Here is a 12,334-nt window from a genome sequence, read left to right on the forward strand (position 1 = left end):
TTTGCGTCTGCTATCATTTCCTTTTGGAGGTGAAGGCGTTGGATCCGTCGAGGATAAGGAACTTTTGCATAATCGCGCACATAGACCACGGGAAGTCAACGCTGGCCGACCGTTTTCTAGAGCTTACGGGCGCGATAGAGCCCGGGCGTGAGCGGTCTCAGTTCCTCGATAGCATGGACCTCGAAAGAGAGCGCGGCATTACGATAAAGGCCCAGGCCGTGCGCCTGGCGTACGAGCGCGATGGCGATTCTTACGAGCTCAACCTCATAGACACTCCCGGTCACGTCGATTTCAACTACGAGGTATCGCGGAGTCTGGCCGCGTGTGAGGGCGCCGTGCTGCTCGTTGACGCGGCGCAAGGCGTGGAGGCCCAGACAATCGGGAACCTTCACCTCGCTGAAGCGAGCGGCCTCGTGATCATCCCGGTGATCAACAAGATTGATCTGCCGTCGGCGGAGCCGGAGCGAGTTCGCGACGAGGTGGTTGACATTCTCGGCGTGAACCCGTCAGAAGTGTTTTTCTGCTCGTCGAAAACAGGCGCTGGGGTTCCCGAAATCCTCGAAGCGGTGATCCGCCTCGTGCCGCCGCCTTCTCCCGGATCCGACGAGCGCTTGAGAGCGCTGGTGTTCGATTCGTCGTACGATCAGTACAGGGGAGTGGTGACGTTAGTGCGGGTCGTATCCGGCAGGCTCGAGACTGGCATGGAAATAAGCATGATGGCCGCTGGAAGCAGGGCGTACGCTGAGTCGGTTGGCTATCTTGATCCCGGTATGATGCCCGCCGATTCACTGACCGCCGGTGAGGTCGGTTTTGTGGCGACAGGAATGAAGGACATCTCGAAGCTCCCGGTCGGAGACACGCTGACAACCTGCCTGGACGGCGCCTCCGACCGGTTGCCCGGGTACAGGGAACCCAAGCCCGTGGTGTTTGCGGGACTGTTTCCGATAGACAACAGCGATTACCAATCGTTGCGTGACGCGCTCGCGAAGTTGAGATTGAATGATTCCTCTTTTACATATGATCCCGAGACGTCGCAGGCGTTGGGGTTCGGCTTTCGATGTGGATTTCTCGGCTTGCTCCACATGGAGGTTGTGCGTGAACGGCTGGAGCGCGAGTATGGCCTTGACCTGATAATTACACCCCCGAACGTGGTGTACCGCGTCACTGACAAGGCCGGGAACGTTACTGTCGTGAAAAACCCTTCACAGATGCCACTCGCCAGTACGGTCGCTCTTGTGGAGGAGCCTTACGTATCGCTTCTCTTGATCATGCCCGGGGAAGTGGTCGGGCCTGTCATGGAGTTATGTCAGAAAAGAAGGGTATCCTACAAGGACATGGTTTATCTGTCCAGCAATAGGGTCGAGCTCAGTTACAGCATGCCGCTGGCTGAGATGGTGTCCGGGTTCTACGACCAGCTCAAATCGAAATCCCGGGGTTACGCGTCACTGGACTACGAGCTCGAAGAGTATCGCGCCGGGCCACTCGTCAAGCTGGAGATAATGGTTCATGGCGAGGTCGTCGACGCGTTTTCCACAGTTGTCTCACGGGACAGGGCTCAGGCGCGCGGCCGTGAGCTGGCGGCAAAACTTAAATCGGTGATACCGCGCCAGCTTTTTGAACTTGCCATACAAGCTTCTGTCGGAGGCAGGGTAATAGCGAGGGAGACGCTTCCCGCTCACAGGAAAGACGTAACCGCCAAATGTTATGGTGGTGATATCACGCGCAAGCGCAAGCTCCGCGAGAAGCAGAAGGCCGGCAAGAAGCGCATGAAGATGGTCGGGCAGGTGGAGATTCCGCAGGAGGCTTTTATCGCGATAATTAAAGCGGAAGACGGTGCCTGACCTGACCTCAAAAGTTAAGTGATAGTATCAACGTTGAAATTAGATTGGCGGAGTTGAATGTCTATAGAGAAAGGGTCGAGAAAAGAAAAGATACTGCTCGCGGTGATTCAGGATTTTATCCTGACCGGAAAGCCGGTAGGGTCTGGCGCGATCGCATGTGTTCGGGGACTCAACGTCAGCACCGCTACGATACGCAATGAGCTTGCCGCGCTCGAGGACATGGGTTTTCTGGGGCATCCACACACTTCCGCCGGACGTGTCCCGACAGACATCGCTTACAGGTACTACGTTGACGTGCTGATGAGAGAGTCGAGGCCGTCAGGCCGAGATGCCGAGGCTATCGAGAGGTTGTTTACGGCGCAGACCATGGAGATGGAGAGCCTTTTTCAGGAGGCATCCGTACTGCTGTCCAGATTGACGCATAGTACCGCTATTGTTTTCGCGCCTTTCAGCGCCGCGAACCCTCTCCGGCATCTGGATCTGGTGCGCTTGAGCAGTCGGCGTGTCATGCTGATAGTGATCACGTCTAAAGGACAGGTAGGACGGCAGTTCTTGAGGCTCGCGGCGCCGGTGACCACGGATACCGTGAACCGGGTGGAGACGTTCTTGAACAAATCACTTGCCGGGCGCGCTCTCGATCAGATCAATAGTGATTCATTATTGAAGAGCGCAAGGTTCGCCGCGGCAGGCGCTATCCTTCTCAAGGACGCGCTCGAAGCGATCCGCGACTATCTCGGCGCCATCGAGGAACGCGTGTTCATCGGTGGCGCCGCGAACCTCATCAGCGAGAGGGGCAGCGCCAGGCAGGAGTGGGCACAAGTTTTGATGGAAGCGATGGAGAAGCAATATTTCATACTCGATCTTCTCAAAGATCTTTTGGGCGAGAGACAGCTCACGGTGCGGATTGGCGAGGAGAACAGACTGCGAGAGCTTCAGCGTTACTCGCTGGTCGGCGCCAGTTATGAGATCGGCCAGGGAATGCTTGGTTCGCTTGGCGTGGTAGGCCCGACGTCCATGGATTACGCTCGCACAATTTGCATGGTCCAGTCTATGGCTAAGAACCTGGGCCGAACACTGAACACGTCAGAGAAGTAGCAGTCTCGCCTGCTTGAAGCAAACGGAGTGACCAACTATGCACAACGACATTGACAGAGACCTCTACGAGATACTTGGCGTGGCGCAGGGCGTCTCCTCAGATGAGATAAAGAGCGCCTATCGCGGCAAGGCCAGGGAGTGCCACCCGGACGTCGCGCAACATGACCTGGAAAGCGAAGAGAAGTTCAAGGAGTTGACGTTCGCCTACGAGGTTCTCTCCGACCCCGAGAAACGCAGGACATATGACGCGTTTGGGCTGGATGGACTGCGCCGGGGCGCCGGCATCGACGCCAGTGGCTTCGGCTCGATATCGGATCTGTTCGATATGTTTTTCGGAAACGGATACGGTTTCTCCAGGCAACGCCCCGCGCGCGGAGGCAAAGAGCGCGGACGTGACATGGAGATGTTGATGACGGTGTCTCTCGATGATGTGCTTTCAGGCCTGGAGAAGGATATCGAACACACGCGGATGGCCACCTGCTCGTTGTGCGATGGCTCGGGAATGAAGCCGGGCGCGCGGATGAACAGGTGCGCCGTGTGTCAGGGAACCGGAGATATCCGAAAAACGCAACGCAACGTTTTTGGCACATTCATACGTTCGCAACCTTGCCCGACGTGCGCGGGACAGGGAGAGGTTGTCACAGATCCGTGCCAGAACTGCGAAGGCGCCGGCAGGGAGAGGATTACTGAAAAGTTGCGCGTGTCTATGCCTCCCGGAGTCGAGCGACAGGATCGCATACGGATAAAGGAAAAGGGTGAAGGCGGCGCGCGCGGAGGGCCGTCGGGAGACCTGTATGTGGTGATCGACGTCGCGTCGGACGACAGGTTCGAGAGAAATGGGAAGCATCTTTACACATGCGTCGAGGTAGGAATGATTGACGCCGCCCTTGGCGCCGAGATCGACATGAAAGTTCTTGATGGAACACACAAACTGAAGGTGCCGGCCGGCGTCCAGCCTGACGACGTCCTCAAGATAAAAGGCAAAGGACTTCCTCCTCGTTACGGTGGAAGGCGTGGCGATATATTTGTGCGTGTCCGGATTTCAGTGCCAAAGCAGCTTACCGGAAAACAAAGGAATCTACTCGAGTCCTACCGTGAATCGGAGAAAGCGAAAGCGAGCAAGTGAACGGTGAACGCTACTCTATTTTCGGGCTCGACGTGAAAAATGGATGAGCGCACCTATCGGGTAACGACGCTGGGATGCAGGGTCAACAGGGCGGATTCTATCGCGATAGAAAAAGAACTCACGCGCCGTGGCTACAGGAGGGCTGCCGAACATTCCGTGCCGGACATCTGGATCGTGAATACCTGCGCGGTCACAGGCGAGGGAATGAAGAAATCGCGCAAGGTCGCAAGAAGGTGCGCCGCTTCGGGCGCAAAGGTCATAGTTACAGGCTGCGGAGTTGACTTTCAGCCGTCCTCTTTCCAGGTCGACGGGGTCGATTCACTTGTTCCAAACAGGGAGAAACACGCCCTGGTTTCGTCCTGCTGCGACGTCACGACCGAGGATGCGCCAGATGTCGTCTGGTCGCCCGAGGAGCTCGTCAGGGCGCCTGTGAAAGTGCAGGACGGTTGCAGCCGTTTCTGCGCATACTGCGTGGTGCCGTTCCTGAGGCCAGAACCCTCCAGTAGAACTATTGGCGAAGTCGTCGAAGACGTGCGCGTCCTCGAAGCGTCGGGGGCGGGGGAGGTCATTCTTTGTGGAATAGACCTTGGGAGTTACAGCGACCCGAGCACGGGCGCGCGGCTTGACGCACTGGTTGAGGCGGTCTCGTCCGCCGCGGGCAAGATGTGGGTGCGGCTCAGCTCTATCGAGCTTTCAGATGTTAGTGACGGGCTGGTCAGGTTGATGCGCGAGGGCGCCGTATGCGGGCACCTTCACGTTCCTCTTCAAAGCGGAGACGCGGGCGTGCTCGAGGCCATGGGGCGAGGCTACACGCCGGGTGAGTTCGCGCGGCGCGTCCGCGAGATCGTGAGCGCGTTCCCGGAGATTAGCATAACAAGCGATGTGATGGTCGGTTTCCCCGGTGAAGACGACAAAGCGTTTGAGAATTCCCTGGCGCTGGTCGAAGACCTCGCCTTTTGGCGCCTTCACGTGTTCAAATATTCCAGGCGTCGCGGAACCAGGGCGTTTGAGTTCGGGGATCCCGTACTCTCCGCTGAGAAGGCGCGAAGAGCGATTGCGATGCGTGATCTCGCGCGCGCGGCGGCGGAGAGGTTCCACGCGAGTCAGGTTGGCCGTATAATTCCAGTACTGGTAGAAGGCGTCATTGAAAGCGAGCCCGGAAAGCTTTTTGGACGGGCTAAAAGTTTCGCCGGTGCGGTGTTCGATGGTGACCCGGCGCTCATTGGAAGCGTGACTGGAGTGCGCGTGACTTCATCCGGGCCGGAAGGGGTGCGCGGCGTAATGGAGAAAGTGCGCGGGCAATAAGGAGATGGTAAGAGTGATGGCGGAAGATTGTCTGTTTTGCCGGATAGTAAGCAAGGAAGTCGGTAGCGATATCATTGACGAGAGGCCGTCGGCCATTGCGTTTCGGGACGTGAATCCGCAGGCGCCCGTGCACGTGCTCGTTGTTCCACGTGAACATGTATCCACAGTAGCGGATATCGTGTCTGGCCCAGATTCCCGAGAGATACTCTCAGATGTGTTCTTTCTAATAGGCGATATCGTTGTGAGCGAAGGGATCGCGCAAAGTGGATATAGGATCGTCATCAACGTCGGCGAGGATGCCGGGCAAGCGATCGATCACCTGCACTTCCATCTCTTTGGCGGAAGGTTCATGGGCTGGCCACCTGGCTAACGCAAAAAGGGGTCTGACCCCTTTTTTGCACGGGAAAGGGAAGAATATTGTGGATTTCAAAGAAACGTTGAAGCGTGACCTCGGAAGCGCTCTCAAAAGCGGTGACAAACTCAGGCTCTCCACCATCAGGATGATGCTCTCGGAGATTCACAACGCCGAGATCGCCAGGAGTGGCGAACTCACAGATGAAGAGTATGCGGCCATTGTGGCGCGCGAAGCGCGAAAGCGCGCCGAATCGATAGAGGAGTTCACGAAAGCCGCCCGGCAAGACCTTGTTGACAGGGAGACGTATGAGCTCTCTGTAATTCGGGCCTATATGCCCGAGCAGTTATCTGACGACGAAATAATGAAGATCGTCTCTGAGACAATCGATGAAGTGGGCGCTTCTTCTCCATCAGACTTTGGAAAGGTAATGGGTAAGCTGATGCCAAAGCTCAAAGGCAAGGCTGACGGCAAGAAAGTCAACGTGCTGGTTCGCGAGATGCTTGCGCGATGAGTGAACACAAACAGAAATTGAGTGACGTTACCGAAGTGAAAATAGTGATTCCGCACAAGCAGGCAATGGTGTCGCTTCTTGGCCAGGGAGACAGGTTCCTGAAGATAATCGAGGAATCGTTTGATTGTCGAATCGTTGCGCGTGGTAATGAAATAGATCTCAATGGAAGCGCCAGCGAGACAAAATCGTGCACCAGGCTTTTTGAGGAGTTGGTCGAGCTTCTCGAGGAAGGCCTTGTGATAACAGATGAGAATCTCGCTATCACAATTGACATGGTCAGGCGTGGTGAGATTCTTAAATCCACTCAAGTTTTCAAAGATGTAGTTCTGACCACACGCGGCAAGATAATCAGGCCCAGGACGCCCGGACAGAAGCGATACGTTGAGATGATGCGGAAATCGACGATAGTCTTCAGCATCGGGCCGGCCGGAACGGGCAAGACGTACCTGGCTCTGGCTTACGCTGTGCAGTGCTTGCTCGACAAAAAGGTGAATCGCCTCGTTCTCACCAGGCCGGCGATCGAGGCGGGAGAGAAGCTGGGCTTCCTTCCCGGAGACATCTGCCAGAAGGTTGACCCTTACCTGCGGCCTCTGTACGACGCTCTTTACGAGATGTTGGGCGCCGAGAAGTTTCACCGGATGCTGGATCGGGGATCGATAGAGGTGGCCCCGCTTGCTTTCATGAGAGGACGCACACTCAACGATTCCTTCGTAATTCTGGACGAGGCGCAAAACACGAGCCCGGAGCAAATGAAGATGTTTCTTACCAGGCTCGGGTTTGCCAGTCGCGCGGTCATCACCGGTGACGTAACACAGGTGGACTTGCCCAGGGAGATCAAATCAGGACTCTTGCTCGTGAGCGACATCCTGCAAAAAATAGAAGGCGTATCATTTGTGAGTCTCGACGCGTGCGACGTGGTGAGGCACAAGATAGTCCAGCAGATAGTGGAAGCGTACAAGGAGTATGAGTTGCGGAACGGCCAGGATTGATGTGCTTGTAAGAATAACGGGGCGGCTTGATATCCGCGGACGCGAGGCTCGAAGACTGAAGCGTTCGTTGTCAAAGATGATGAGGAAGCTTGCGCCTGGAAAGAATTTCGAACTGAGCATAGCGTTTCTTGGAGAAGAAGAGATCAGGCGCCTCAACCGCGAGTACCGCAGTGTCGACGAAGACACCGATGTCATCTCGTTTCCACAGATGTCACATGATGAAATAGCGAATTCTTGTGGCGGCGGGATGGGACAGCCGGCGCCGCTGGGAGACATAGGCATCGGCGTTGACGTGGCGCGGCGGCAGGCCGCCGAGCGTGGGCATCCCGCATTCGAGGAGATAGAGCTTCTGGCGGCGCACGGCCTGCTCCATCTGTTCGGTTACGATCATGGGAACCTCGAGGGATCGCGTGCTATGGCCGCGGCCGAGAGAATGTTGGTGGGAAAGAGCATGATTGAGCATTTTGAACGGGAGAATTGAATGCCTAACGTCACAGGGATTATCGCGCTGGTTATATTGATCGGCGTGGCGGCGTTTCTTGCCGCCGCCGAGACGGCGCTGATGAGGGTTGGCCGTATCAGGGTAAGATATCTGGTCGACAAAAAGGTGAAAGGCGCCGATGGGCTGGAAAAGCTGATAGAGAACACAGACTACTTTATGCCTCCACTTCTCTTGTTGATACTGCTCGTTCAGCTTACATCCGCGTCGCTTGCGACATGGGTTGCGATACGGCTCACACACAATCCGGGGCTTGGGGTTGCCGCGGGCACCGCGGTTATCACTATCATGATGTTTGTTTTTGGGGAACTCGTGCCCAAAGCGGCCGCGAGCCACCAGCCCGAGCGCTTTGCTCTTGGCGTCACGAGACCGATTACCGCCCTGAGCTGGATATTGCACCCGATAGCCGTTGTGTTTGAGTTTATAGCGCGCGTTACTCTGAAGATGTTGCGGCGCGAAACGCTGTCAATCGATCTTATGGTTCGCGACGAGGGCGAGATCAAAGCTATGGTCAGCGCCGCCGAGGAGCACGACGTTATCGAGGAGGAGGAGAAGGAGATGATTCACTCCGTCTTCGAGTTCTCCGACACGCTCGTGCGAGAAGTCATGGTTCCACGCCCGGACATGATCACGTTACCGGCCAGGGCGACTATCCAGGACGCGCTCGCGCTGATTATCGATCATGGATACTCGCGCATACCGGTGTACGGCGAAAACGTTGATGACGTCAAAGGGGTGCTTTATGCCAAGGATCTAATAAAGTACCTGCGGCAGGGGAGGCTCGACGTGGCTGTGGCAGGGCTCGCGCGCGATGCGTTTATGGTTCCCGAGACGAAACTGCTCAGTGCCATGCTGCACGACTTCAAGAAGCGCAAGGTGCACATGGCGGTGGTGGTTGACGAGTATGGCACCGTTGCCGGCCTTGTTACGATAGAGGACCTGCTGGAAGAGATCGTGGGCGAGATCGTTGATGAGTTCGACCGCGAGATCGAACTTGTAGAGAAAATAGAGAAAGGTTGCTACAGGGTGGACGCGCGCGTTCATTTAGACGATCTGAACGAGATGCTTCAGATAGAGCTGCCGAAGGAAGAGGACATTGACACGGTCGGTGGATTGGTCTTGAAGGCGCTCGGGCACGTTCCAGCCATCGGCGAGTCGTTTGACTATGAGGGCGTGTCTATAACCGTCGAGAGAATACGCAACAACAGGATATCCAGGGTTGTCGTGAGAGTTCTTTCCACGACGGCGGACTGAGGCGCAGCGGTGGACGGCGCCTGACCCGAAAATAGCTCCGTGCAGTGATCTCCTCCCGGGCGAGGGAGTTCTGATCTCCTCCCCCGCAGACGGGGAGGATTAAGGTGGGGGGCGAGGTACCCCCCTGACAAGGGGGACTAGGGGGGGTTCTGCCCCAACCCTCTCCCAGGGGGCGAGGGAGTACAAACTGCAATAAGGAAGTTCCGACTATGTTTGAGCAAGTTGAGCGCAATGGGGTTCGCGTGCTGACCTCCACCGCGCTGGAGGCGGAGGTCGGTGTGCGCGTCGCTTTCACCGGTCGCGCGTCGGGTGCCGCTGAGAGCCTCAACGTGTCTTATAACGTCGGAGACGATCCATCATTAGTCGCCAGGAACAGAGGTCTCGTTTCCGAAGCGCTGGAGCTGCCGCTGGACAGGTGGGTTCTTGGCCAGCAGGTTCACGGGCGCGTGGTGACCGAGGTCGGGCCGCTCGAAGTGGGGCGAGGCGCGCGCGAGGGCCACTCCGCTCTTCCCGGTGCCGATGGGTTGGTGACGTCTCTCGAGGATGTGTCACTGGCTGTGCTTACTGCGGATTGTGTTCCATTGATATTTGTCGCGCCGCTCGGGAATACAATAGGAGTCGTACATGCCGGATGGAGAGGCGTTCTCGCAGGGATTGTCTCCGTTGGCTTGCGTAACGTGATGTGGCCCGCCGCCGGCATGAAATGTCTTGTCGGCCCGCACATTGGGCCATGTTGTATGGATGTAAGCGAAGATGTCGCTGACGCTTTTGAGCGTGAGTTCCACGGCAAGGACGTAGTTCAAGGATCGAAGCGCCGGTCACTCGACCTTTTTCGCGCCTGCTCATCGCAATTGCTGGCCGCGGGAGTTCGCGAAAAAGACATTTTCAATAGCGGATTTTGCACGATGTGTTCGGGCGAATACTTTTCTTACCGCGCCGACGCGTCCTGCGGCAGACAGATGTCGATTGCCTGCATTGTGGGCGCGCGATGAACGCTGATGTCGTGCGCGCGAGAGTTGTTGTGAGCGGAAGAGTGCAAGGTGTGTTTTTTCGCGCTGAAACAAGAGAGATGGCCCGCGGGCTCGATATCGCTGGATGGGCAGCCAATAGAATTGACGGCACGGTCGAGATTGTCCTCGAGGGAAACGAGAAATTCGTGCGTCAGGCAATCGAATGGTGTGGCCGTGGGCCCGCCACCGCGCGCGTCGATAATGTCGATATTCGGTGGGAGGCGCCGGAGGGAGAAAGGGGCTTTAAGATTCTCGCCACTGGAGATGAGCGATTTACATGATGATGTTTTCAAAGGAATCAAACCACACTCAAACGAAGTCCATTGAGAGTTCTTTGCGCGAAAATGTGCGCAATGTAATGGCGCGCATAGAAGCAAGCGCTATGCGGGCGGGGAGGGATCCCGGTCAGGTCAGATTGCTTGCGGCGACAAAGAACAGAAGCGTGGCTCAGATAGAAGCTTCAATTGCCGCGGGCGTAAGATTGATAGGCGAGAACAAAGTCCAGGAGTTCGCGGGCAAGGCAAGCGCTATTGAAGGGGCGGTGGAGATACACTTTATCGGCCATCTGCAGCGCAACAAGGTGAGGCAGGTGGTGGGGATGGTGGAGTTGATACATTCGCTGGACAGTGTGAGGCTCGCGCGGGAGATAAACGACATATCCGCGAAAAAGGGGATCGTACAGAAGGCGCTGATACAGGTGAACGTCGCGGAGGAGGAGAGCAAGTCCGGCATTGCCCCTCGTGAGCTGGAATGGTTCTTAAAAGAGATAAAAGATCTCAGAAATCTGGACGTCAGGGGGCTTTCGACGATTGCGCCGTACGCCAGGCGAGGAGAAGAGGTTCGCTGGGTGTTTAAGAGATTACGCGAGCTGTCGTCCGGCTTTGAGACAGAGCGGACAGGTTTCAGATTGAAGGAATTGTCGATGGGAATGACGAACGATTTTGAGATAGCAGTAGAGGAGGGTTCGACGATTGTTCGCATAGGCGCCGCGATTTTCGGCTTGGGGCCGCGGGTTGACGGTGAGCCAGACAAGGAGGTTGTGTAGATGCCTGGTTTTTGGGGAGGGGTCGTTGAGTGGCTTGGACTCAAGGAGCCTGATGAATTTGGGGAGATGAGAGCCAGGGAGGAAGCGGTAGAGGAGATATCGGATCGAGTGCCTCGCAGGAGAGGTTCCGAGAGGATACTTCAGTCCGTGCCCGAAGCTACATCGAAGGTTCACGTAATAGAGCCCAAAGGCTTTAACGACGCCGAGCAAATAGGGGCGAAGTTCAAGAACGACACACCTGTGATCGTGAACCTTCAGAGCATTGACAGAGAGCTCTCGAGACGCCTCATTGATTTTGTGAGCGGTCTTGCATACGGTCTGGACGGCGGCATCCAGAGGGTCGCGGAGATGGTGTTCCTGTTGACACCGGCAAGCATCGAAGTTTCCGCCGAAGACCGCAAGTGGATGCGTGAAAAAGGGTTTTTCAATCAGTTTTGACAATCGTCAAGACGGCCGATTGGATGTTGACCAGGACAGGCGGCTGATTTTTTGTACCGGGCCGGTTTGATAGGAACAGGCAGCATGGGCACGTCCATGCTGGGCGCCTGGATTGAGTCGGGCACGTTGCGTCCGGAAGATATTCTTGTTGCCGAGCGGGATGCCGGGAAGGCTGAAGCGGCGCGTGATTTATTTGGTGTGGCGATAGGTGGCGTATCCGAAATCGGGGCAGAGTGTGAAATAGTGATACTGGCTGTCAAACCACAGGACAGCCAGCCGGTTCTTTCCGAGTTGACCGGCGTTTTGAAAAGTTCGCAGACGCTCATGTCTATAGTGGCTGGGCTGACAGTTGGCGCCATCAGAAGACAGTTGGGCGAAGGTTTGTCCGTTGTGAGGATCATGCCCAATATGGCCGCTCGCGTACGGGCGGCGGTTTCAGTTTTTACAGTAGATGCCGGAGCGGAAGAGCCGGATACGATTGGAATTAAGAACTTGCTGGCGGCTATGGGAGAATTGGAGGAAGTCGAGGAGAAGTGGATGGATCTCGCCACGGCGATGAGTGGAAGTGGTCCAGCTTACTATTTCTATCTGACAGAAGCCCTGGAAAACGCGTGCGTGGCGCAGGGCATGCCAAAAGAGATGGCGCGAAAACTGGCAAGAGAAACTCTGTGGGGCGCCGCCAGGATGATCAAGGAAACAGGGATCGACCCCAAAGAGTTGCGGCGCGCCGTCTCGTCGCCGGGCGGCACTACGCTTGCCGCCTTGAGCGAGATGGAAAAGGCGGGCTTCGCGGAGATCGTAGTGAAGGCTGTTGAAGCGGCCAGGCGCCGGGCGGGGGAGTTGGCGCAGGAATAACTAACATGGAG

Annotated in this window: 14 protein-coding genes; all 14 read left to right on the top strand. The window is 56.5% G+C overall.

Features of this window, described 5'->3' with window-relative positions:
• Positions 1-38 precede the first annotated feature (38 nt).
• The 14 genes from CVT63_01755 (at position 39) to proC (ending at position 12,323) form a co-directional block, all read left to right on the top strand.
• Positions 39-1,841: an elongation factor 4 gene (locus CVT63_01755; GenBank protein ID PKQ28627.1), complete on the top strand. Its 1,803-nt coding sequence runs from the start codon at positions 39-41 to the stop codon at positions 1,839-1,841.
• Between the two features lie 57 nt (positions 1,842-1,898).
• Positions 1,899-2,936 carry a heat-inducible transcription repressor HrcA gene (hrcA, locus tag CVT63_01760; GenBank protein ID PKQ28598.1) on the top strand — a complete coding sequence of 346 codons (1,038 nt, stop codon included), beginning with the start codon at positions 1,899-1,901 and terminating at the stop codon, positions 2,934-2,936.
• A gap of 37 nt (positions 2,937-2,973) precedes the next feature.
• The gene (locus CVT63_01765) at positions 2,974-4,062 is read left to right on the top strand and encodes a molecular chaperone DnaJ (GenBank protein ID PKQ28599.1); all 1,089 of its coding nucleotides are present in this window, start codon (positions 2,974-2,976) and stop codon (positions 4,060-4,062) included.
• Between the two features lie 39 nt (positions 4,063-4,101).
• A complete protein-coding gene (locus tag CVT63_01770; GenBank protein PKQ28600.1) occupies positions 4,102-5,367 on the top strand; it encodes a hypothetical protein in 1,266 nt (421 codons plus the stop codon).
• Positions 5,368-5,383: 16 nt separating this feature from the next.
• The gene (locus tag CVT63_01775) at positions 5,384-5,737 is read left to right on the top strand and encodes a histidine triad nucleotide-binding protein (protein ID PKQ28601.1); all 354 of its coding nucleotides are present in this window, start codon (positions 5,384-5,386) and stop codon (positions 5,735-5,737) included.
• Between the two features lie 49 nt (positions 5,738-5,786).
• Positions 5,787-6,233, top strand: coding sequence for a glutamyl-tRNA amidotransferase (locus CVT63_01780; protein ID PKQ28602.1), 447 nt, complete (start codon positions 5,787-5,789; stop codon positions 6,231-6,233).
• A complete protein-coding gene (locus CVT63_01785; protein PKQ28603.1) occupies positions 6,230-7,222 on the top strand; it encodes a phosphate starvation-inducible protein PhoH in 993 nt (330 codons plus the stop codon). The genes CVT63_01780 and CVT63_01785 overlap by 4 nt, the downstream gene beginning before the upstream one ends.
• Positions 7,197-7,703 carry an rRNA maturation RNase YbeY gene (ybeY, locus tag CVT63_01790; GenBank protein PKQ28604.1) on the top strand — a complete coding sequence of 169 codons (507 nt, stop codon included), beginning with the start codon at positions 7,197-7,199 and terminating at the stop codon, positions 7,701-7,703. Before CVT63_01785 ends, ybeY begins: the two co-directional genes overlap by 26 nt.
• Positions 7,704-8,975: a hypothetical protein gene (locus CVT63_01795; protein PKQ28605.1), complete on the top strand. Its 1,272-nt coding sequence runs from the start codon at positions 7,704-7,706 to the stop codon at positions 8,973-8,975.
• A 209-nt stretch (positions 8,976-9,184) separates the two neighbouring features.
• Positions 9,185-9,967 (top strand): peptidoglycan editing factor PgeF, encoded by a 783-nt coding sequence (locus tag CVT63_01800; GenBank protein PKQ28606.1) that lies wholly within the window; start codon positions 9,185-9,187, stop codon positions 9,965-9,967.
• Positions 9,964-10,266 carry an acylphosphatase gene (locus tag CVT63_01805; protein ID PKQ28607.1) on the top strand — a complete coding sequence of 101 codons (303 nt, stop codon included), beginning with the start codon at positions 9,964-9,966 and terminating at the stop codon, positions 10,264-10,266. The genes CVT63_01800 and CVT63_01805 overlap by 4 nt, the downstream gene beginning before the upstream one ends.
• A 2-nt stretch (positions 10,267-10,268) precedes the next feature.
• A complete protein-coding gene (locus CVT63_01810) occupies positions 10,269-11,030 on the top strand; it encodes a YggS family pyridoxal phosphate-dependent enzyme (GenBank protein PKQ28628.1) in 762 nt (253 codons plus the stop codon).
• Positions 11,031-11,468: a cell division protein SepF gene (locus CVT63_01815; protein ID PKQ28608.1), complete on the top strand. Its 438-nt coding sequence runs from the start codon at positions 11,031-11,033 to the stop codon at positions 11,466-11,468. It begins immediately after the preceding gene.
• An 84-nt stretch (positions 11,469-11,552) separates the two neighbouring features.
• Positions 11,553-12,323, top strand: coding sequence for a pyrroline-5-carboxylate reductase (gene proC / locus CVT63_01820; GenBank protein ID PKQ28609.1), 771 nt, complete (start codon positions 11,553-11,555; stop codon positions 12,321-12,323).
• Positions 12,324-12,334: the final 11 nt, after the last annotated feature.

Origin of the sequence: Candidatus Anoxymicrobium japonicum (assembly GCA_002843005.1) — a bacterium.
In the GTDB taxonomy this organism is placed as follows: domain Bacteria; phylum Actinomycetota; class Geothermincolia; order Fen-727; family Anoxymicrobiaceae; genus Anoxymicrobium; species Anoxymicrobium japonicum.